At 47.3% G+C, this 17,564-nt stretch carries 28 protein-coding genes and 1 other RNA gene; 19 read left to right on the top strand and 10 right to left on the bottom strand.

Translation table 11 applies throughout. The features are described 5' to 3' along the window. Positions 1 to 50: 50 nt before the first annotated feature. Positions 51 to 656 carry a superoxide dismutase gene (locus tag ABJU74_RS02220; RefSeq protein ID WP_348382879.1) on the bottom strand — a complete coding sequence of 202 codons (606 nt, stop codon included), beginning with the start codon at positions 654 to 656 and terminating at the stop codon, positions 51 to 53. Between the two features lie 165 nt (positions 657 to 821). Further along, the gene (pspF, locus tag ABJU74_RS02215) at positions 822 to 1,865 is read right to left on the bottom strand and encodes a phage shock protein operon transcriptional activator (protein ID WP_348382992.1); all 1,044 of its coding nucleotides are present in this window, start codon (positions 1,863 to 1,865) and stop codon (positions 822 to 824) included. Positions 1,866 to 2,032: 167 nt separating this feature from the next. Here pspF and ABJU74_RS02210 point away from each other — a divergent pair, with 167 nt between their 5' ends. The 12 genes from ABJU74_RS02210 (at position 2,033) to ABJU74_RS02155 (ending at position 6,410) form a co-directional block, all read left to right on the top strand. Next, positions 2,033 to 2,215: a hypothetical protein gene (locus ABJU74_RS02210; protein ID WP_348382878.1), complete on the top strand. Its 183-nt coding sequence runs from the start codon at positions 2,033 to 2,035 to the stop codon at positions 2,213 to 2,215. A 167-nt stretch (positions 2,216 to 2,382) separates the two neighbouring features. Then, positions 2,383 to 3,054, top strand: coding sequence for a phage shock protein PspA (gene pspA / locus ABJU74_RS02205; RefSeq protein WP_348382877.1), 672 nt, complete (start codon positions 2,383 to 2,385; stop codon positions 3,052 to 3,054). After that, a complete protein-coding gene (gene pspB, locus ABJU74_RS02200; protein ID WP_348382876.1) occupies positions 3,054 to 3,353 on the top strand; it encodes an envelope stress response membrane protein PspB in 300 nt (99 codons plus the stop codon). Before pspA ends, pspB begins: the two co-directional genes overlap by 1 nt. Before the next feature lie 2 nt (positions 3,354 to 3,355). Next, positions 3,356 to 3,736 (top strand): envelope stress response membrane protein PspC, encoded by a 381-nt coding sequence (gene pspC / locus ABJU74_RS02195; protein ID WP_348382875.1) that lies wholly within the window; start codon positions 3,356 to 3,358, stop codon positions 3,734 to 3,736. 26 nt (positions 3,737 to 3,762) lie between these two features. Further along, positions 3,763 to 4,062: a hypothetical protein gene (locus tag ABJU74_RS02190; protein ID WP_348382874.1), complete on the top strand. Its 300-nt coding sequence runs from the start codon at positions 3,763 to 3,765 to the stop codon at positions 4,060 to 4,062. Further along, positions 4,062 to 4,391 (top strand): hypothetical protein, encoded by a 330-nt coding sequence (locus ABJU74_RS02185; RefSeq protein WP_348382873.1) that lies wholly within the window; start codon positions 4,062 to 4,064, stop codon positions 4,389 to 4,391. Before ABJU74_RS02190 ends, ABJU74_RS02185 begins: the two co-directional genes overlap by 1 nt. A 14-nt stretch (positions 4,392 to 4,405) precedes the next feature. Further along, positions 4,406 to 4,687, top strand: coding sequence for a hypothetical protein (locus ABJU74_RS02180; protein WP_348382872.1), 282 nt, complete (start codon positions 4,406 to 4,408; stop codon positions 4,685 to 4,687). After that, entirely contained in the window at positions 4,687 to 4,953 is a 267-nt protein-coding gene (locus tag ABJU74_RS02175; protein ID WP_348382871.1) for a hypothetical protein, read from the top strand. The genes ABJU74_RS02180 and ABJU74_RS02175 overlap by 1 nt, the downstream gene beginning before the upstream one ends. A 30-nt stretch (positions 4,954 to 4,983) precedes the next feature. Beyond that, complete coding sequence (locus ABJU74_RS02170) at positions 4,984 to 5,253, top strand: hypothetical protein (protein WP_348382870.1); 270 nt, start codon at positions 4,984 to 4,986, stop codon at positions 5,251 to 5,253. 47 nt (positions 5,254 to 5,300) lie between these two features. Continuing rightward, positions 5,301 to 5,531: a hypothetical protein gene (locus ABJU74_RS02165; protein ID WP_348382869.1), complete on the top strand. Its 231-nt coding sequence runs from the start codon at positions 5,301 to 5,303 to the stop codon at positions 5,529 to 5,531. A 91-nt stretch (positions 5,532 to 5,622) separates the two neighbouring features. Continuing rightward, positions 5,623 to 6,030: a SufE family protein gene (locus tag ABJU74_RS02160; RefSeq protein ID WP_348382868.1), complete on the top strand. Its 408-nt coding sequence runs from the start codon at positions 5,623 to 5,625 to the stop codon at positions 6,028 to 6,030. Continuing rightward, positions 6,027 to 6,410 (top strand): hypothetical protein, encoded by a 384-nt coding sequence (locus tag ABJU74_RS02155; RefSeq protein WP_348382867.1) that lies wholly within the window; start codon positions 6,027 to 6,029, stop codon positions 6,408 to 6,410. The genes ABJU74_RS02160 and ABJU74_RS02155 overlap by 4 nt, the downstream gene beginning before the upstream one ends. 19 nt (positions 6,411 to 6,429) lie before the next feature. Here ABJU74_RS02155 and ABJU74_RS02150 read toward each other — a convergent pair whose 3' ends face one another. From ABJU74_RS02150 to ABJU74_RS02130, 5 genes are all read right to left on the bottom strand, one after another. Next, positions 6,430 to 6,966, bottom strand: coding sequence for a DnaJ domain-containing protein (locus ABJU74_RS02150; protein WP_348382866.1), 537 nt, complete (start codon positions 6,964 to 6,966; stop codon positions 6,430 to 6,432). Positions 6,967 to 7,009: 43 nt separating this feature from the next. Beyond that, positions 7,010 to 7,386: RNase P RNA component class A (gene rnpB, locus ABJU74_RS02145), an RNA gene on the bottom strand. Between the two features lie 6 nt (positions 7,387 to 7,392). After that, entirely contained in the window at positions 7,393 to 8,079 is a 687-nt protein-coding gene (locus ABJU74_RS02140) for an N-acetylmuramoyl-L-alanine amidase (RefSeq protein WP_348382991.1), read from the bottom strand. Between the two features lie 33 nt (positions 8,080 to 8,112). Beyond that, on the bottom strand, positions 8,113 to 8,751 hold the full coding sequence (locus ABJU74_RS02135) for a histidine phosphotransferase family protein (RefSeq protein ID WP_348382864.1): 639 nt from the start codon (positions 8,749 to 8,751) through the stop codon (positions 8,113 to 8,115). Between the two features lie 27 nt (positions 8,752 to 8,778). Next, a complete protein-coding gene (locus tag ABJU74_RS02130) occupies positions 8,779 to 9,210 on the bottom strand; it encodes a M67 family metallopeptidase (protein WP_348382863.1) in 432 nt (143 codons plus the stop codon). A 16-nt stretch (positions 9,211 to 9,226) separates the two neighbouring features. Between ABJU74_RS02130 and ABJU74_RS02125 the strand changes: the two genes are divergently transcribed. From ABJU74_RS02125 to ABJU74_RS02110, 4 genes are all read left to right on the top strand, one after another. Then, on the top strand, positions 9,227 to 10,180 hold the full coding sequence (locus tag ABJU74_RS02125) for an RluA family pseudouridine synthase (protein ID WP_348382862.1): 954 nt from the start codon (positions 9,227 to 9,229) through the stop codon (positions 10,178 to 10,180). 74 nt (positions 10,181 to 10,254) lie between these two features. Then, on the top strand, positions 10,255 to 11,163 hold the full coding sequence (gene rpoH, locus ABJU74_RS02120; protein ID WP_348385936.1) for an RNA polymerase sigma factor RpoH: 909 nt from the start codon (positions 10,255 to 10,257) through the stop codon (positions 11,161 to 11,163). A gap of 85 nt (positions 11,164 to 11,248) precedes the next feature. Continuing rightward, positions 11,249 to 11,941, top strand: coding sequence for a monofunctional biosynthetic peptidoglycan transglycosylase (mtgA, locus tag ABJU74_RS02115; RefSeq protein ID WP_348385920.1), 693 nt, complete (start codon positions 11,249 to 11,251; stop codon positions 11,939 to 11,941). A gap of 204 nt (positions 11,942 to 12,145) precedes the next feature. Further along, positions 12,146 to 12,868, top strand: a complete 723-nt coding sequence (locus ABJU74_RS02110; protein WP_348385919.1) for a LuxR C-terminal-related transcriptional regulator — start codon at positions 12,146 to 12,148, stop codon at positions 12,866 to 12,868. A 27-nt stretch (positions 12,869 to 12,895) separates the two neighbouring features. Here ABJU74_RS02110 and ABJU74_RS02105 read toward each other — a convergent pair whose 3' ends face one another. After that, on the bottom strand, positions 12,896 to 13,948 hold the full coding sequence (locus tag ABJU74_RS02105) for a serine hydrolase domain-containing protein (RefSeq protein WP_348385918.1): 1,053 nt from the start codon (positions 13,946 to 13,948) through the stop codon (positions 12,896 to 12,898). A gap of 306 nt (positions 13,949 to 14,254) precedes the next feature. Between ABJU74_RS02105 and ABJU74_RS02100 the strand changes: the two genes are divergently transcribed. Genes ABJU74_RS02100 through ABJU74_RS02090 form a run of 3 tightly spaced genes read left to right on the top strand, consistent with a single transcriptional unit; the run spans position 14,255 to position 15,393 of the window. Continuing rightward, on the top strand, positions 14,255 to 14,533 hold the full coding sequence (locus ABJU74_RS02100) for a hypothetical protein (RefSeq protein ID WP_348385917.1): 279 nt from the start codon (positions 14,255 to 14,257) through the stop codon (positions 14,531 to 14,533). Between the two features lie 14 nt (positions 14,534 to 14,547). Then, entirely contained in the window at positions 14,548 to 15,069 is a 522-nt protein-coding gene (locus tag ABJU74_RS02095) for an RNA polymerase sigma factor (RefSeq protein ID WP_348385916.1), read from the top strand. A 12-nt stretch (positions 15,070 to 15,081) separates the two neighbouring features. Then, positions 15,082 to 15,393, top strand: coding sequence for a hypothetical protein (locus ABJU74_RS02090; protein ID WP_348385915.1), 312 nt, complete (start codon positions 15,082 to 15,084; stop codon positions 15,391 to 15,393). A gap of 114 nt (positions 15,394 to 15,507) precedes the next feature. On the opposite strand, the gene clpX is transcribed toward ABJU74_RS02090, so the two are convergent. Then, positions 15,508 to 16,779 carry an ATP-dependent Clp protease ATP-binding subunit ClpX gene (gene clpX / locus ABJU74_RS02085; RefSeq protein WP_348385914.1) on the bottom strand — a complete coding sequence of 424 codons (1,272 nt, stop codon included), beginning with the start codon at positions 16,777 to 16,779 and terminating at the stop codon, positions 15,508 to 15,510. A gap of 139 nt (positions 16,780 to 16,918) precedes the next feature. Continuing rightward, on the bottom strand, positions 16,919 to 17,542 hold the full coding sequence (locus ABJU74_RS02080; protein ID WP_348385913.1) for an ATP-dependent Clp protease proteolytic subunit: 624 nt from the start codon (positions 17,540 to 17,542) through the stop codon (positions 16,919 to 16,921). Positions 17,543 to 17,564: the final 22 nt, after the last annotated feature.

Here is a 17,564-nt window from a genome sequence, read left to right as displayed (position 1 = left end):
GCGCCCCATTGCCATGGGACGCGGCGATATTATTTCGCTATCTGTTATAATTAGACTTGATCAGCGCGGCTGACGCCTTCTCCATCAAGATTTTGAGCAACAAAGTCCCAATCAATCGCATCGTCGAGCAACGCCTGAACATAGTCTGGGCGTGCATTTTGATAGTCGAGATAATAAGCATGTTCCCAAACATCGATGGTCAGCAAAGGCTTCATATCATGCGCAACCGGGCTATCGGCATCGTGCAATGACGTAATTTCAAGCTTGTCGCCGTTGAGCACAAGCCAGGCCCATCCACTGGCAAAATGTCCAACCGCTTCGGCTTTGAACTTTTCCTTAAAATCTTCAACCGAACCAAAATCGGCTTCGATCCGGCTTTTCAATTCTGCCGGCATTTCTTTTTTTTCAGGACTCAGGCATAACCAGTAGAAGCTGTGGTTCCAAACTTGAGCAGCATTGTTGAATAGGCCACCATCAGATGCTTTGATAATATCCGACAATTTTTTGCCTTCATGAGCGGACCCGGCAATGGCGTCGTTTGTTTTAGTGACATAAGCATTATGATGCTTGCCATGGTGGAAATTGAAAGTGGCTTCTGAAATGAGGTCTCCAAAAGCGGTTTTGGCATAAGGCAATGCTGGCAGTTCAAAGGGCATTGAGAAAGTTCTCCGTAGTTAGAAAGGCTTTGTGACACCGCATATGGTGCCAAAACGAACTTGGATCAACTGTCTTTAAAACCATAGTTGCTTCGCTAACTTCAGTTTATGAGTCGCGATCTGCACTATTTGACGAACGGCAAGCAACAATTGCCCGCCTCGCTTTTATCCCAAAAGATCGTGCCGTTTCAACGAGTGTCGCAATTGATCATATGTCAGATTTAGCGCTTTTGCCGTTTGTCTCTGATTATATCGGGACTTAGCGAGCGCCGATTCCAATATCCGTTTTTCGAAAGCTTCCACCGCCTCTTTCATATCATCGACCGCCGTATATATTGGTTCCTCCGGTTCCTTCTCTATCGCTGCAGGTGCTTCATCCGCAGGCACCACAATTTCACTGGCCTCGCTTTGTTTGGTAGCCATTGGCCTTGGTTTCCAAGGCGATTCAAACGGATCAAAAACAATATGATCTACGGGCCGGGAATAATCGCTCCATTGATAGACCGCCCGTTCTATTACATTACGCAGCTCCCGGACATTGCCAGGCCATTGATGTCGTGCCAGCGCTTCATTGGCCAGTTGACCAAATCCAGGCCATTGCTCCCATTCCAATTCCGCTGCCATGCGTCTCCCGAAATAATCAGCAAGTACAGGAACATCGCCCTCGCGATATCGAAGGGGCGGTAAAGTGACGACTTCGAAGGACAACCGGTCCAGCAAATCGGCACGGAAACTTCCTTCCTCAGCCATTTTGGGAAGATCCGCATTGGTCGCAGCAACTATTCTGACGTCCACGCGTTGCGGGCGAGACGATCCAATACGCGTGATTTCGCCATATTCCACCGCACGCAAAAGCCGTTCTTGTGCTGCCGAAGATAAGTTTCCGAGTTCATCTAGAAACAAGGTTCCACCATCCGCTTCTTCAAAACGACCGACCCTGCTCTTTGTTGCACCGGTAAAAGCCCCGGCTTCGTGTCCAAATAGCTCCGCCTCAATCAAGGTCTCAGGCATGGCCGCACAGTTTAATGTTACCAACGGACCATCCCAACGCATACTCAGTCTGTGTAAGCGTTCCGCGATCAGCTCTTTACCCGTGCCGCGCTCCCCTATAACAAGGACCGGACGGTTTAATCCCGCTGCGCGGCTGGCCTTTTCAACGGCATCGAGGAAGGCCCCTGACTCTCCAATAAACTGATTTTCGCGCTCCATGGCCAATATATAGTGCAATTTCCTACTAAATAGCAATTAATACCATGTTCATTTTCGCATTATTTTATTATATCTTTTATTTTCAACATCTTATAAAGTTGGCACGCCTCCTGCAATGTTAGTCTCGAACCCGCAAGGGACTGTAGATTACGAACATGGAGGACAATATGTCAGCAACTAGTAAAGCAAGCAAATTTGCGAAATTGAGCAGAACAGACGTTTCTGCAATCATTTCAGTGCTCCTGTTCAGCATGACCATTTTGATCAGCGCCGTGGGCCCCGTTGAAGCGCAGAGCCCGACCATCTCTGAAGATGGTACAATTTCCCCTTCTGTCAGCTACAAAGCGTGACAGACGAAATGGCCGGGACTCCTTCATTTCCCCTTGCCGAAGTTAAGTCCCGGCCACCCTTCCAAATTGAAGATATTGATTTTATTGAAGACTCAAATTTTTACAAAGACCAGCCTGAACGTTCGAACCATTCCAGGCACAATGCTAGCAACTACCGGAGTTTAACTATGGGTATTTTTTCAAGAACGCGCGATATCATCGCTGCCAATGTGACCGACATGTTGGACAAAGCGGAAGATCCTTCCAAATTGATCCGAATGATCATTCTGGAAATGGAAGAAACTCTTGTTGAAGTTCGCGCTTCTGCTGCTCGTACCATTGCCGACCAAAAAGAAATGCGCCGGCACATAGATAAATTGGAACAATTGACGGAAGATTGGAACGAAAAAGCACAATTAGCTTTGTCCAAGGATCGCGAAGATCTCGCCAAGGCAGCATTGTTAGAGAAACGCAAAGCATCTGACATGGCTGAGCAACTCACGGTAGAAATTCAGGTTTTGGATGACGCGTTGCGCGCCAATGAAGAGGATATCGCCAAATTGCAGAAGAAATTGCAAGAAGCCCGCTCGCGTCAGAGCAGCCTGGTTAATCGCCTCGAAAGTGCAGAAAACCGGTATAAAATCCGTGAAATGTATAATGGCGACAAAGTCCATGATGCCTTTTCCAAGTTCGAATATCTCGAACGGCAAGTGGATCATGCTGAAGGCCGCGCCGATGCTTTAACCATGGGCGGTGAACCGGATACGCTTGAAAATCAAATCGCAGCACTAGAAAGCAGCGAAAAAGTAGATGACGAATTGGAAGCCATGAAGGCAGCCATGAAGAAAGGTGACAATTAATGGAGAATATTCTCGTACCGATATTTGTTGTTGGGATGCTGTTCATTGGACTGCCGTGGATCATCTTCCACTATGTCACCAAATGGAAAACGGCAGCGACTATTACCAATGAAGATGAGCATTTGTTGGATGAATTGCACAATATGGCGCGCCGGTTGGATGACCGGATGGAAACCATTGAACGGATCATGGCCGCGGACAATCCAGATTGGCGTCAATCCGCTCTTCCCAACGCGACAAGTGATCCGAAACCGACATTAGAGAATTTTGACAACCTCCTGAAGAAAGAAAGGCGCTAAACATGACTTCCTCCCGAACGAAATTTTATCTCGATAAAAAGCGGGCCAAATGGAGTGGTGTCTGCGCTGGGATATCGGATTATACCGGCATCAACGTGATGTGGGTGAGGCTTGCCGCCATATTTGCTACGGTTACGTTCGCCTTTCCATGGACGTTAATCGCTTATTGGGTCGCCGCAAAGTCAGCCGATGCTAAACCAGTCGAACTTTATGGTGATCGCGAAGACCGAGAATTTTGGCAAGGCGTCCGTCAATCCCCTCGCCGCACGGTCCGCGATGTTAAATCACGGTTTCGTGAGATAGACCGTCGCCTTGCAGACATGGAACTTTACTACACGAGCAAGAATACGACGCTCTCAAACGAAATTGAACGCCTGCGTTAAGCGGCAATAAATTAGGGAGAATTTTTATGAATTGGGGTGGACCGGGATTTGTAATCGCTATCATCGCCGTTTGTTATGCTGGTTGGATCATAAACAACTGGGTAAGGGCCAAACATGGCTATCCGCTCGAAGACGAATGGGGTGGAACGACACCAAAAGCTGACCCAAATGCTGAACGGAAAATCGAGTTACTTTCCTCAGAAAATGAAGAATTGGTTGGCAAAATAGATCGGCTGCAGGAACGCCTGGCGGTGCTCGAACGCATTGCAACCGACCCAGCTAAGCGCACAGCGGATGAAATAGAAGCATTAAGGGAGAAAGGGTAATGGAACCCGATAAAGCGTCATTTATTTTAGAAATTCTGCCTTATGCATCTGTTATAGCTGTAGCCGGAATGGGAGGCTGGGTTATCAACACCTGGCTGCGGATAAAAAATGGCTATCCTCTCGAAGGGAGTTGGGGCAATGCCTTGCATCCGAAAACAGATCAAGAAGCTGTTGAGCGCGTCAGATTAGTAACCCAAGAAAACGCAGAATTGCGTGCCGAAATTGGATCCATGAAAGATCGACTGGCAAATGTAGAACGGATTGTAACCGACGAGAGCCATCGCTTAACCAGTGATATTGAAGCCCTTCGCGACAACCGCACAAATTAATTGGAGAGGCACAGATGGAAATTAACCCACTTATCATCCCAATCTTAGGCATTTCATGCGGCGTATTAGCGGTTATCGGCGGTGTATTTGTTAAACCGTGGATCAAATTCAAACAGGAACAACTGAAGGTTCAGACCGAAATGACGGCGGAGAAAGCCGCCCAATATGCGGCCCATACTGAATTGTTGGAAAAGCGGGTGCGGGTTTTGGAGCGGATCGTTACCGATAAAGGTGCAGATCTTGCCGGACAGATTGAGGATCTTCGAGACGAACCGCAGAAAAAGGAACTTAATTGATGGATTGGCTTGGATATTTAATCCCCCTCGCCCCTTTCGGATTAGGCGGATTATGGATTTGGACCCGGCACCAAAGCAAAATGTTGGAAAAACAAAGAGAATTATTGCTGCTCGGGAAGAAATTGCCCGGCCATGAAGATAGCGAGCAAATGCAAGATGATATGCAATATCTCAAAGATCGCGTGGCCACGTTAGAAAAAATCGTAACCGATGAACGGGGGGCGCGTGAATTGGACAATGAGATCGCGAAATTGAGAGACCGTTAAACGGATAAATTTGGGAAGGAATAAAGAGTTATGGGTTGGGCAGAAGCTGTCGTCGCAATAATCATCGTAGTTACTATCGGTAAGGTTATGACGAGCAAGTATCGGGCGCAAAATGGAATTTTGGAAGATGAAGATGGCAATGCCATCACTGTCGCTCCATCAACTGACCCCGACGCTGGCCGACTGCGCGAGGAAGTGAAATTTCTTAAAGAGCGGGTCGCCGTTCTCGAAAAAATAGCCACCGATGATCGTGGTGCTCGCGAATTGGGCAATGAAATAGAAAAATTACGGGACAGCTAAGCGCTGCCTAAAAAGCAAAATATTAGAAGTAGAAAAAGGATAGCATCATGCCAGAAACCGGCCTTTACCTGATGACAGCAGCCTTTACATTAATTGGATTGACCGCTGTGTCGCTTATCGCCTTACGCGGTTGGCGCGACTGGATCGCTTTGAAAACCAAAGAACTGGATCGTCAACGTGAAGATAATCCGCCCAGTGCTTCCTCGCGTATCGAGGTTGCAGACCTGAAGGAGCGTATTCGCAAACTCGAAGCCATTGCTGCTGGAGTAGAGCTTTAGCGGTAACTTATTGGAATATGCCCACCGTTATTTCTATGAACGCGGGTAATTTCATGATGACGCACATCTCCTGCCCTGCTAGCGGGCGGGAATGAGTAAAATAGACGATCTTATTGAAGAATATGAATTTCTCGAAGCTGATGACCGATACCGGCTTCTGATTGATTTGGGCAAGGAACTGGAACCCATGCCTGATGCTCTCAAAACTGATGCAACATTGGTGCGCGGCTGTTCAGCCTCCGTATGGGTTTATCCAACAAAACACGATGATGGACGCCTTCATTTTCTGGCAGACAGCAATGCCGCGATTACCAAAGGGATTATCGCGCTGGTACTTGAAACCGTTCAAGATCAACCGATTGAAATGGTCTTGGACACGAATATTGCTAATATTTTGCAGCCGTTTGATCTGAAAAATCAACTCAGTTCCAACCGCACTCAGGGAATCCCGAATATGATAGCGCTGATCCACGAAACAGCAGAAAGATATCAATCGTGATAACGCCCTGGCTCATGCTGCTTGCGCCGTTAACACCACTCATACCGGTTGTTGCCGATAGTCAAAAACTATCCGAAAGCATCCCGGAACTGCGCCTCATTGCTGCCGATATCAGCAGCGCCAACGTGATAATCGATAAACAAAGCAATCGACCCGTATTACATATTGTCTTTTCGCCAAGCGGCAACCGCCGCTTTATGATATTACAGAAGGGGCGTCTGGGCAAAAAAATAGCGCTGTTTATCGGAGATAGGCTCGTTTCAGAGCCAATATTACATGAATATATTTTTGATGGTCGCGTTCAAATATCTGGAGGCTTCACATTCGAAGAAGCGCAAGCTTTGCGCGCGGAACTGACATCCGATGCGATAGAACCTTAAATTTGATTACACCTGTCGACTAAACCGGTTTCCAAATCCGGCGTTCTTCCGCAATTTTCAGAACATCAAAAGCGGCTTGCGCAGCTTGAAATTTCTTGGCGGCTTCTTCGTCGCCCGGATTAACGTCGGGATGAAATTCCTTCGCCATCGCTCGCCACGCTTTTTTGACCGTCTCAAAATCGACATCAGGAGTCAGGTCAAAAATTTCCAATGCCGTCATTTCATCCCGTGAACGGCTGCCATCTCCGGATCCCATCCAGCTATAATGTTTCGCTTCCTGATAAGCATTGGCATCGCGTTGCTCATCCGCTTCGCGCTTTTTCCGTTCTTCCTTGTCCAACCCCTCAAAATAATCCCATCCCCGATTATATTCAGCGGCATGTTTTTCGCAGAAATACCAGCGGTCTGGGCTGTTGGGAGATTTCGGGGCAGGACAGGTTCCCGCTTCTTCACAGCCATGCCGATCGCAAATTTTCACCTGCTGTGTTTCACGCGAGCTTTCATAGCTTCCCCAGCGCGGAAAGCCCCAATTATCTGATCGTTTTGCTTTGGGCATGAGGCTCTCTACCAAAGGCTCAGTGCCGTTTCCAGATGATTTTGATACCAGAGGGTCTGTAAGCCGGGTTCTGTCCATTCCCTTGCGGAAACTGGCCAGTCATTCATCTCGGCAATGCATTGCTGCATTGCTCTAGCAACCAACCCGGGCTGCAGGCCGAAAATGCCATATGCTGCCCCTATTTGGTTTTGCTCCAGGTGGGGTTTACCATGCCAGATCTGTTGCCAGATCCGCGGTGCGCTCTTACCGCACCCTTTCAACGTCACGGGGTCGAAACCGTCGCGACCTGCTTTCTGTTGCACTGTCCCTGAACAGGTGATTGCTCTCCTGCCCGCCGGACGTTATCCGGCACCTTTTAATCGTGGAGCCCGGACTTTCCTCGATAATATTAAATATTATCGCGACTGGCCGACCCTCTGGTGGGTTCTATTTAGTGATTCCGCGCTCCCTGTCGAGCATTAAAGACAAGAGCAGTGATCTACACTCGCCATCGATGACACCATCAATATTCTTCGGCCGAAAACGACGTTGAAAGGCAATGACGGCATCCTTTTCGGCCGAAATATCATAACCGAAACGTTCGAGAGCCAACATAAACCCACCATCTGTCCAAGGGGGTTCACCGCGATTCAGCGAAGGTTTCTTAAGGGCAATGCCGTGCCGGGCCAATCGATCCCAATCAAATAACTCTCCCGGATCCTGTTTGCGCGCTGGTGCCAAATCACTGTGACCGATGACATTGGATGGAACAATCCCATATCTTTCGACAATATCATGGGCCAGTCGAGTAACCGAATCCATTTGTTCTTCGGGAAAGGGAACATAGCCCCATTCATGACCAGGATTGACAATCTCAATCCCGACACTGGCACTGTTAACATCGGTTATACCACGCCAAGCTCCGCGGCCGGCATGCCAAGCACGCTGATCTTCCTTGACCATGTTTACCACCTGACCATCTTCGGTCACCACATAATGGGCAGAAACTTTTGCCTCCGGATTGGCCAGCCAATTAATGGCAGAGGCAGCGTCTTGCATTCCGGTATAGTGCAACACCAATATTGTGATCGGCAACTTGCGCTCATCAAAATTTGGCGACGGCGTCCAGATCATATCCATGGCACTTAGACTCCTGATTTAAAGCCGCTAGACAACAATTGCGCCTAATAATAATTCTGTTGATGAAGACGGCGAAACTCTCAAATCACCGCCATTGGTACAAGACAGTTCGCGCGACATCCAAGCCGCCGCGGTGCGAGCCGTGAGTTCAGATTGCGGCAAACTTCCTTCTAAAGCTTCACGAATTCCTTCGTCCAAGGCAATTTTAGGGCCTTCCGCTCGGACTACGACTTCAATGCCGTTATCGCCTTGTTCGGCTCCGACATCCAACTGACCACCTCGGACCAACGCTTCGCGCGCAATTAGTGCCAGGTTGAGCAATATTTTGATCGCCTTTTTCGGCAACGTCCCGCTTTGAACGGCCCAACCCAAAGTGATTTTCCCTTGATCACCCACCAAATTTTGGACCAATTGCTTGGCTTCGGCAGGATCGACCTCGTCACCAAAGCCGCCAGCAGCTCCAAAGGCCAGGCGAAAATATTTTAACTTATCGGCTGAAGCCCGCGCACTATCGGCCAATAGATCAAGACACCGATCACGCATTTCCGGGTCTGTTTCATCTTCCAACAGTTCAAGGCCATTGTTGATCGCCCCAACCGGGCTCAACAAATCATGGCAGAGTTTTGAACATAATAATGCAGCTAGATCGACACCGGATTCAGACATGGATATTGGCCCTTAAGTTATGAAAACTCATTCGACCGCTGTTTGGCCGTTTGTACGGATGCAATCAAGAGTGATCCGATCAAAACGCCCATAAAATTCTCCATCAGAACAAGCGCACCATGCTGCGGCTGATTGACCATTGATAATCAACCATAGTCGACCATCTGGCGCGGCCGATAGCGCATCTGTTCGCGATGGTTCAATACCGCCCGACGGGTGCGAGTGATAATAGCCCATAATCGGAATGCCGCCGCCTCGCATCCGCCGCTCCGCCGCAATCAATGTTGAAGGATCAATCTCAAAATATTTTTCTGTGTCCGCAGCGACATTAGCACTGGCCAAAAATTCAGAAATCGTCCTATTTTGACCAAATAACAGGCCACATATTTCATTTGGCGCAGAAAGTCGGGCAAGTTCCTGCAATTCGTCCAATATCTTGCTTGATATGACCAGTTTCATGGCCCACATCTAGGCGATGAACGAGGCACAATCCATAAAATCCGGTATTGTTCCGCAGACCGATAAAAAACAACGTCTCGATGCGTCTTTAGCGGGCCTGCTGGATGACCTTTCTCGCGAACGAATCAAAAACCTCATTGTCGGCGGAAACCTGCTAATCAATGGGGTACCCTGTACCGATCCATCATCCAAAAAATGCGCTGGCAAAAATTTTGCGCTCACCGTGCCCGCCCCGGTTGAAGGTCCGGCGCAACCTCAGGATATTCCTCTGGATGTTGTTTTTGAAGATGATCATCTCATTGTGATCAACAAAACCGCCGGCTTGGTTGTCCATCCTGCAGCCGGACATGCTGATGGTACTTTGGTCAACGCATTGCTGCATCATTGCAAAGGCCAGTTATCTGGCATTGGTGGTGTGACACGCCCAGGAATTGTGCATCGGATAGACAAAGACACGTCAGGCCTAATGGTTGCGGCAAAAACCGACAAAGCGCATCAAGGATTGACTGCATTATTTGCTGCGCATGATATTGAACGCCGCTATCTAGCGATTTGCAATGGCCGGCCCAATCCCCATTCCGCAACAATCGAAGGCAATATCGGGCGGAGCAATGTTGATCGGAAGAAAATGGCCGTTGTCGGGGATGATAAGGGCAAGACTGCAATCACTCATTACACCACCAAAGAACCCTTAAACGGGGCGACTCTAGTGGAATGCCAATTGGAAACCGGGCGCACCCATCAAGTCCGGGTCCATATGTCCCATATCGGGTATAGCCTTATTGGTGACCCTCTATATGGTACTCGTCGAAAATCATTGCTTTCCGGCAGAAAAGATATTCGATTTTGCCGTCAAGCGCTTCATGCTGCTATTCTTGGATTTGTTCATCCCATAACGGGAAAAAAATTGTTATTTAACTGTAACTTTCCACCCGATATGCAGGAACTATTCAGTAAGTTGCGTGTATAAGTAATAGATACTATATGGAATGAGACCAATGGGTGCTTGATGAGGCCCGGCGGCAAACCAGAGAAGGAACAAAAATGGCTAATAATAGCAATGTTCCGGCAAAAATCCCTGCCTTAGGGGGGGACGCGAGCCTGAACCGTTATCTTTCGGAAGTCCGTAAATTTCCGTTATTAAAACCCGAACAAGAATATATGCTGGCGAAACGCTATTCTGAACATAAAGATCAGGAAGCCGCAGCCCAGCTTGTAACCTCGCATCTGCGACTCGTAGCCAAGATTGCTATGGGCTTTCGTGGTTATGGCCTTCCAGTATCGGACCTTATTTCCGAAGGAAATGTTGGCCTGATGCAAGGTGTAAAGAAATTTGAACCCGATAGAGGTTTCCGCTTAGCTACTTACGCCATGTGGTGGATCCGTGCGTCGATACAAGAATATGTGTTGCGCAGCTGGAGCCTCGTCAAAATGGGCACAACCGCAGCGCAGAAAAAGCTTTTCTTTAATTTACGGCGGATGAAAAACAATCTCGAAGCATTTGAAGACGGCGATCTTTCCCCCGAAGATGTAAATAAGATCTCTTCAGACTTAGGCGTTGCTGAGCACGAAGTTGTCAATATGAACCGGCGCATGTCAATGGGAGGTGACGCCTCCTTAAACGTGCCACTATCGGAAGATGGCGACGGTGGACAATGGCAAGACACATTGGAAGATGATAGTCCGCTGCATGACCAACAAATTGCTGATGCACAGGAAGCTGATTTCCGTCACGAAATGCTGAACGAAGCGATGGAATCGCTGAATGAACGCGAACAGCATATTCTTGCGGAACGGCGTTTGTCTGAAGATCCGAAAACGCTCGAAGACCTCAGCAAAGTTTATGAGGTTAGCCGAGAGCGAATTCGTCAGATAGAAGTACGTGCTTTTGAAAAATTGCAAAAAGCGATGCTAAGAATTGCTGGTGAAAAACAACTACTTGCAGCGGGTTAACCCCCCAATCTCTCGCTTAATATGAACATCTAAATGCCCTGAAACAATATTTGTTTTCAGGGCATTTTTTGTTTACCGCTGGTATATGGCCTCGCAAAAACAAAGCCTTCCCGTCAGATTTATTTTTCTGTTCTTTCGGCTAACGGTCTATTTTCTGTTGTTCAGTTTGTTTTGGGTCGGACTTTATTCGTTTGTCCCTCCACCAGTTACAGCAACGATGATCATGGACAAAAACGGAATTACCAAAGATTGGACGGCCCTGAACAATATATCGCCCAATTTAGTCCGGGCCGTTATCGCTGCCGAGGATAGCAAATTTTGTGATCATGATGGATTTGATCGCCAAGCCATTAAAAAGGCGATCCAACGCAATAGAGAAGGTGGCCGAATTCGCGGCGGATCGACCATATCTCAACAGACGGCGAAAAATGTGTTTCTGTGGCAAGGCGGCGGCTATTTTCGGAAAGGGTTTGAAGCCTATTTCACTTTTCTCATCGAAAAAATCTGGGGAAAAAAGCGGATCATGGAGGTTTACCTCAATGTGGCTGAAACCGGGATTGGCACATATGGCGCCCAAGCCGGCGCCCAACGTTATTTCAAACAAGATGCTGCGGAACTAAACAAAATCCAGGCCGCTCGAATCGCAGCCGCCCTGCCCCTCCCGAAAGAACGCGCAGTCGTCAGCCCAAGCGGCTTTACCCGGCGCTATGGCAACATAATATCGGCACGAATCAATATTGTTCAGCGAGAAAAGTTGGATATCTGCATTTATCCATAACGCTTGATGGAACTTGAATTTCTATAACAACTAAGCGGTTTCAAATTTGAAAAACGGCAGTTTTATCTAGCCTGACGGTAAATTTTCGGTGGCGATTGGGAGGATATTGATTATCTTGCCACGTGTTCACGTTACTGCCAGAATTATGAAGAATTTCTATATTTGTTAACCGTAAACATTGGGAACGGGGAGAATTACTGGCCGATGAAAATCGAACCAAAAATCAAAGCACCCGAAATTGCAAGGTCTCCATTTGCGATGGTGAAACGGATTTTGCGTATGTCGCAATCCCTTGGTTCTATTTCCTTTACTTATCATATTGCGCCAGCAGTACATTCACCTGCAACGGACATTCCCAGGTTGCTTTTCAGCAATGCTTGGCCAAATCGGCATGCTTCGGAAAATGTCGGATTGCGTAAACAGATCGAAAATTTGCATGACGTGATAATTTCTCATGGCGCACCAACCAATTATCTGTCCTTGATGGCCAGCCAAAAAGTCATCAACCAACGCTTTTCTGAAAGAATTCAAAAAAGAGTGGCAAGCCATGGAATCGTCGATGAATATATAATTCCGGTTTACGGTCCCTATAAAATCGAAGGGTGTATGTGTTTTGGCTTCAAACAGGATATCCACAGTTTGGAGCCTGGTATTACTTGTCAGTTAGAATCATTGGCTAGCGTTTCTCATATTAAAATTGTTGCGTGCTTTGGCGACAAAATGGAGCAAATTGATTTGTCACGCCGCGAAACAGAAGTTTTGCAATGGCTGGCCTTTGGCAAAAGCGTTACCGATATTTCGACAATTTTGGGTGTCCAGCCCACAACCATAGACAGCTATACACGCCGAATTTACGCGAAATTTGGGGTTCACAACAAAATTAGCGCCGTCCTTGCCGGGGTTTCCACCGGCAAGGTAAGTCTCTGAGCCAATTCTATCGTAACATGGAGCCGCCTATTGGCGTGCTTGGAACGCAAGAAATGCGATATAGTCAGAACCGGGATGTAAGATCTCTACAACTTTCTTGATAATTGCACTGCCATTGGCACCGTTGGTGAAGACGGCAATTCCAATTTCTCGTTCGGGCACGAAAAAGCCCAATGTGCGTTCGCCCCAATCACCGCCGCCTTGCATGATAACAGTTTCCCCTTGATATTCGAACACCGCCCATCCCATTGCAAATCCGCCTTTTAGGGGACAGGAGTCCGGTCCCCAAGGGCAACCCTTCGCAAAAATATTGTCGGACAACTTAAATCTTTGATCTGCTAGATATTTGGAGAGTCCTTCATTTTTCATGACGCTTATGAGAAACTTCGTATAATCCCGAATTGTTATATGCACATCATCGGCCGCGCTCCATTTATCTCTGACATCCGCCGTACGGCGCTTTCCGTCTGGTCCCTGCGGCTGGGCGACGCGTCCGCTAAACCATTTTTCTCCGACATAAGAGACCTGATCCATATCTAAAGGTTGGAATATTTCTTGATGGGCGAGTGCAGTAAAGGATCGATCCAGTTTCTTTTCCGCAAAGCGCGCGACATAATCATAGCCTTCTCCCGAATAAGATGCCTGTTCACCGGGCGTAAATTGAAACGCCAGCCCATCACCGTTCTTTGGACGCCAATTGGGAAACCCGGCGCGATGTCGGAGCGCAATTTTAGGGGTCAGAAGCTGATGTCGAGGGTCGCGCGCAATATCGGGGTCAATCCAGTGAACCGACATCTGTTCATCCAAGTTGATTTTGCCAGACGAAGCAAGCCGCAAAATTGTTTCCGCGCTAATAGATTTCGTCATCGAGGCAATATTGAACAGTGTATCAGAAGTGGCGTTCACTCCTGGGCTTTGTTCACCAAATACACCGGACCATTGCAAGTTTCCCTTTTCAATATAGGCGATAGCAACAGCTGGTACGTCATGCTTTTCAAGCCAGTTATCGATATTGTTTTCTATCTCCTGTTGTTGGGTCGATTTTGGCTGTTGATCAGATGCGTTTGCGTTTGTGGACATCAATCCAATCAAACTTAGAGTCGCCATTCCCAATCTCAAATTTTGCAATTTAACCTCCTGTTTTCACTGCTTCATAGATGCGGGAGGTCACGGCATTGGATGTTCCAGCGGCCCAATAAATATTTTTCTCTACATTACATCCAATCGCGCTTTGGCTAGCATCTAAGGTGGCAGATATTAAAATTGTAGGAGCCCCAAATGGAATCGCTGAATTTCGACATATTGGTCCCCATTTCTTTCATATGCGGCCTATTTACGACTTTGGGATTTTCTCAATATCTCAGTTACAGGGGCCGCAAACAAACCTTGAAAGTTCTCGAAATAGCCCTTCAGAACGCAGCAATTAGCGACCATAAGGCTCTTGAAGCTATTGCTTGGACCAAATCACGACCATTTGCTGATTTACGCAGAGCGATGCTGTTTCTCGCCACAACATTTGGCTTATGGGGCTTTTCATTCAGCCTTGAGTCAAATGATATTCGCTCCTTGTTACAGAGCATCTCCATTTTCCCCTTCACGCTTGGCGTGACTTATCTATTTTTCCATTTTTACGCTTCATCAGACCAATCCAGGCAATATTCTTAGGCTGATCTGCTCTAATGGAGAAACTGTCTGACGAGCAACTGGCAAGGCTGGTCCAAGCATCCGGGGATGCCGGGAGCTATGCCGAGTTGGTACGGCGCCATCAGGCTCCTTTGCTCGCGTTTCTGTATCGCCTAGCTGGAAATGATATGAACGTGGATGATATTTCTCAAACCGCCATTTTCCAAGCCTATCGAAAGATACGACAATTCCGATTCAAATCCACATTTCGTACCTGGTTATTCAAAATTGCCTATCTCGAATATTTGCAGTTGCTTCGCCATCGTAAGGTAGTTGACCGCCTTAAATCTAATTTGACGGCCTTACAGAGCGAACCAGCCTCGGTTGATGTCGACCTTTCGATGGATTTGCAAAAAGCAATGCTTATGCTTTCCGAACAGGAAAGAGCCGCTATTCTATTATGCGATGCCCACGGCTTCTCCCATTCCGAAGCAGCACAAGCGATGAATGCCCCCTTAGGGTCTGTAAAAACCTATGTTCAAAGAGCCCGCAAGAAGATGCGGGAATTACTCATTTAATTTCAGGAGTATATGATGAATAGCGATGATCAAATATCCCAGATGCTGATGGAAGACACGAAAAGACTGGCTGAATATATTTATCTAGATACAAAAAAAATGTCCGGGAGCCCCAAAAACTCGCAAATTTTAAATAAGTTACGGCTGATTGAATGGCGAAGAAATCTTGTCGTAAACGCAGCGGCGATCGTTGCTCTTGTGGTATCATGCCTGGTCTTTTGGTTCACCCTATCAGGCGAGGATCATCGTTATATCCTTCTCTTGATATTCGGCTTGTCCAGCGCCTATGCAGCTTTTCTATGGCACCATGATCCCGACTATTGAAAGTCGTGAGATACGGATCATTCACAGCAAAAAGGATCCAATAACCAAATATTAGTCTTGGCAAATATTTCGCTTTTAATTCTGGGGTCTAATTGGAGTTTCTAAGAATAGGCCTTAAGCCGCATCTTCCTTTTTCGACTTGCTGCTTTTAGCGATCACTTTGACCGGCTCTTTGGTTCCTGCAACAACATCTTTATCGATAACAATCTCATCGACATCTTCCAGATCCGGCAAATCAAACATGGTGTCGAGCAAGATATTCTCAACAATCGATCGCAATCCGCGGGCACCGGTTTTCCGTTCAATCGCTTTATTGCCAATGGCGACAAGCGCATCTTCGGTAAAGGTCAACGCCACATCTTCCAATTCAAAAAGCTTGGCATATTGTTTGACCAGAGCATTTTTCGGTTCCTGTAAAATCTGCACCAACGCATCTATGTCAAGATCTTCCAGAGTGGCGATAACCGGCAAGCGTCCGACAAATTCCGGAATAAGGCCGAATTTCAATAAATCCTCTGGCTCACCTTGTTGCAATGTCTTGCCGATTTTGCGCTCTTCCGGCGCAGAAACATGGGCGCCAAAGCCAATCGATTTGGCTTCCAATCGGTCACCAATGATTTTTTCCAGGCCAGCAAAGGCGCCACCACAAATAAACAAAATATTGGTGGTATCAACTTGCAAAAACTCTTGCTGAGGATGCTTACGGCCACCTTGGGGCGGAACGCTAGCTGTTGTACCCTCCATAAGCTTCAACAGAGCCTGTTGAACGCCCTCACCCGATACATCCCGGGTAATCGAGGGATTTTCCGCTTTGCGGCTAATTTTGTCTATCTCATCAATATAGACAATACCGCGCTGCGCTTTTTCCACGTTATAATCGGAGGACTGCAGCAATTTTAGTATGATATTCTCAACATCTTCACCAACATAGCCTGCTTCGGTCAACGTTGTTGCGTCTGCCATGGTAAATGGCACATCAAAAGTCTTCGCTAAAGTTTGCGCCAAAAGCGTTTTACCGCAGCCGGTTGGCCCAACCAGCAAAATATTGGATTTTGCGAGCTCAATTTCACCCGACTTCGCAGCATGGTTCAGGCGCTTATAGTGGTTATGCACAGCGACCGACAAAACACGTTTCGCACGATCTTGACCAATCACATAGTCATTCAGCACATCACAGATTTCTTGAGGTGATGGCACTTCGCCATCTTTTTTACCGGTGATTGCACCTTTGGTTTCTTCGCGAATAATGTCGTTGCACAGCTCCACACATTCGTCGCAAATAAATACCGTTGGTCCCGCAATAAGCTTGCGGACTTCATGCTGGGATTTCCCGCAGAACGAGCAATAAAGTGTGCTCTTCGAATCGGATCCCGTCAATTTCGTCATAAAAAGTCCTTAAACATAGGCCAGAACAACAATCTAACCCTGAAAATACAAATTGCCACCGCTTTTTTCAGAGCGGTTTACAGCAGAAGGTGAATGTAAAGAGAGCAGCTTAATTTTCATTTAGGGCTGCGATAACATCTCATTTATCATCTTCTGCGGGCTTTGGCCGCTTATCATACACCTCGTCCACCAATCCGAATGCTTTCGCTTCGTCCGCTTCCAAAAATGTGTCCCGATCCATTGCTTTTTCAATTTCCTTGATCGGTTTCCCAGTATATTTCGCATAAAGTTCGTTCATACGGGTCCGAATCCGGAGAATCTCTTTGGCCTGTATTTCAATATCAGATGCCATACCTTGAGCGCCGCCGGATGGTTGGTGGACCATGATCCGCGCGTTAGTTGTTGCCATCCGCATGCCTGGTTCGCCCGATGCCAACAAAAAGCTCCCCATAGATGCCGCTTGCCCTACGCAAACGGTGCCGACCCGAGGTCGAATATATTGCATCGTGTCATGTATGGCCATTCCTGCCGTAACCACGCCGCCAGGAGAATTAATATAGAGATAAATATCCTTTTTCGGATTCTCTGATTCGAGAAACAGCAATTGAGCAGTAATAATGGACGCCATATTATCTTCTACCGGCCCGGTTACAAAAACAATACGCTCCCGCAACAGCCGAGAAAATATGTCAAAGCTACGCTCTCCGCGGTTGGATTGTTCAATAACGACGGGAACAAGAGCGTCGACGATCGGATCATGCATGGTAAGTCAGTGCCTTTTTGAA

Source organism: Parasphingorhabdus sp., assembly GCF_039982415.1.
In the GTDB taxonomy this organism is placed as follows: domain Bacteria; phylum Pseudomonadota; class Alphaproteobacteria; order Sphingomonadales; family Sphingomonadaceae; genus Parasphingorhabdus.
The sequence above is the reverse complement of the archived record's forward strand: the minus strand, read 5'-3'. Positions and strand labels throughout refer to the sequence as shown.

Excerpts from the sequence above, each read along its gene's own strand:
- ABJU74_RS02220 (WP_348382879.1), bottom strand. The coding sequence starts at position 656 with ATGCCCTTTGAACTGCCAGCATTGCCTTATGCCAAAACCGCTTTTGGA.
- pspF (WP_348382992.1), bottom strand. The coding sequence starts at position 1,865 with ATGGAGCGCGAAAATCAGTTTATTGGAGAGTCAGGGGCCTTCCTCGAT.
- ABJU74_RS02210 (WP_348382878.1), top strand. The coding sequence starts at position 2,033 with ATGTCAGCAACTAGTAAAGCAAGCAAATTTGCGAAATTGAGCAGAACA.
- pspA (WP_348382877.1), top strand. The coding sequence starts at position 2,383 with ATGGGTATTTTTTCAAGAACGCGCGATATCATCGCTGCCAATGTGACC.
- pspB (WP_348382876.1), top strand. The coding sequence starts at position 3,054 with ATGGAGAATATTCTCGTACCGATATTTGTTGTTGGGATGCTGTTCATT.
- pspC (WP_348382875.1), top strand. The coding sequence starts at position 3,356 with ATGACTTCCTCCCGAACGAAATTTTATCTCGATAAAAAGCGGGCCAAA.
- ABJU74_RS02190 (WP_348382874.1), top strand. The coding sequence starts at position 3,763 with ATGAATTGGGGTGGACCGGGATTTGTAATCGCTATCATCGCCGTTTGT.
- ABJU74_RS02185 (WP_348382873.1), top strand. The coding sequence starts at position 4,062 with ATGGAACCCGATAAAGCGTCATTTATTTTAGAAATTCTGCCTTATGCA.
- ABJU74_RS02180 (WP_348382872.1), top strand. The coding sequence starts at position 4,406 with ATGGAAATTAACCCACTTATCATCCCAATCTTAGGCATTTCATGCGGC.
- ABJU74_RS02175 (WP_348382871.1), top strand. The coding sequence starts at position 4,687 with ATGGATTGGCTTGGATATTTAATCCCCCTCGCCCCTTTCGGATTAGGC.
- ABJU74_RS02170 (WP_348382870.1), top strand. The coding sequence starts at position 4,984 with ATGGGTTGGGCAGAAGCTGTCGTCGCAATAATCATCGTAGTTACTATC.
- ABJU74_RS02165 (WP_348382869.1), top strand. The coding sequence starts at position 5,301 with ATGCCAGAAACCGGCCTTTACCTGATGACAGCAGCCTTTACATTAATT.
- ABJU74_RS02160 (WP_348382868.1), top strand. The coding sequence starts at position 5,623 with ATGAGTAAAATAGACGATCTTATTGAAGAATATGAATTTCTCGAAGCT.
- ABJU74_RS02150 (WP_348382866.1), bottom strand. The coding sequence starts at position 6,966 with ATGCCCAAAGCAAAACGATCAGATAATTGGGGCTTTCCGCGCTGGGGA.
- ABJU74_RS02140 (WP_348382991.1), bottom strand. The coding sequence starts at position 8,079 with ATGATCTGGACGCCGTCGCCAAATTTTGATGAGCGCAAGTTGCCGATC.
- ABJU74_RS02135 (WP_348382864.1), bottom strand. The coding sequence starts at position 8,751 with ATGTCTGAATCCGGTGTCGATCTAGCTGCATTATTATGTTCAAAACTC.
- ABJU74_RS02130 (WP_348382863.1), bottom strand. The coding sequence starts at position 9,210 with ATGAAACTGGTCATATCAAGCAAGATATTGGACGAATTGCAGGAACTT.
- ABJU74_RS02125 (WP_348382862.1), top strand. The coding sequence starts at position 9,227 with ATGAACGAGGCACAATCCATAAAATCCGGTATTGTTCCGCAGACCGAT.
- rpoH (WP_348385936.1), top strand. The coding sequence starts at position 10,255 with ATGGCTAATAATAGCAATGTTCCGGCAAAAATCCCTGCCTTAGGGGGG.
- mtgA (WP_348385920.1), top strand. The coding sequence starts at position 11,249 with ATGGCCTCGCAAAAACAAAGCCTTCCCGTCAGATTTATTTTTCTGTTC.
- ABJU74_RS02110 (WP_348385919.1), top strand. The coding sequence starts at position 12,146 with ATGAAAATCGAACCAAAAATCAAAGCACCCGAAATTGCAAGGTCTCCA.
- ABJU74_RS02105 (WP_348385918.1), bottom strand. The coding sequence starts at position 13,948 with ATGTCCACAAACGCAAACGCATCTGATCAACAGCCAAAATCGACCCAA.
- ABJU74_RS02095 (WP_348385916.1), top strand. The coding sequence starts at position 14,548 with ATGGAGAAACTGTCTGACGAGCAACTGGCAAGGCTGGTCCAAGCATCC.
- ABJU74_RS02090 (WP_348385915.1), top strand. The coding sequence starts at position 15,082 with ATGATGAATAGCGATGATCAAATATCCCAGATGCTGATGGAAGACACG.
- clpX (WP_348385914.1), bottom strand. The coding sequence starts at position 16,779 with ATGACGAAATTGACGGGATCCGATTCGAAGAGCACACTTTATTGCTCG.
- ABJU74_RS02080 (WP_348385913.1), bottom strand. The coding sequence starts at position 17,542 with ATGCATGATCCGATCGTCGACGCTCTTGTTCCCGTCGTTATTGAACAA.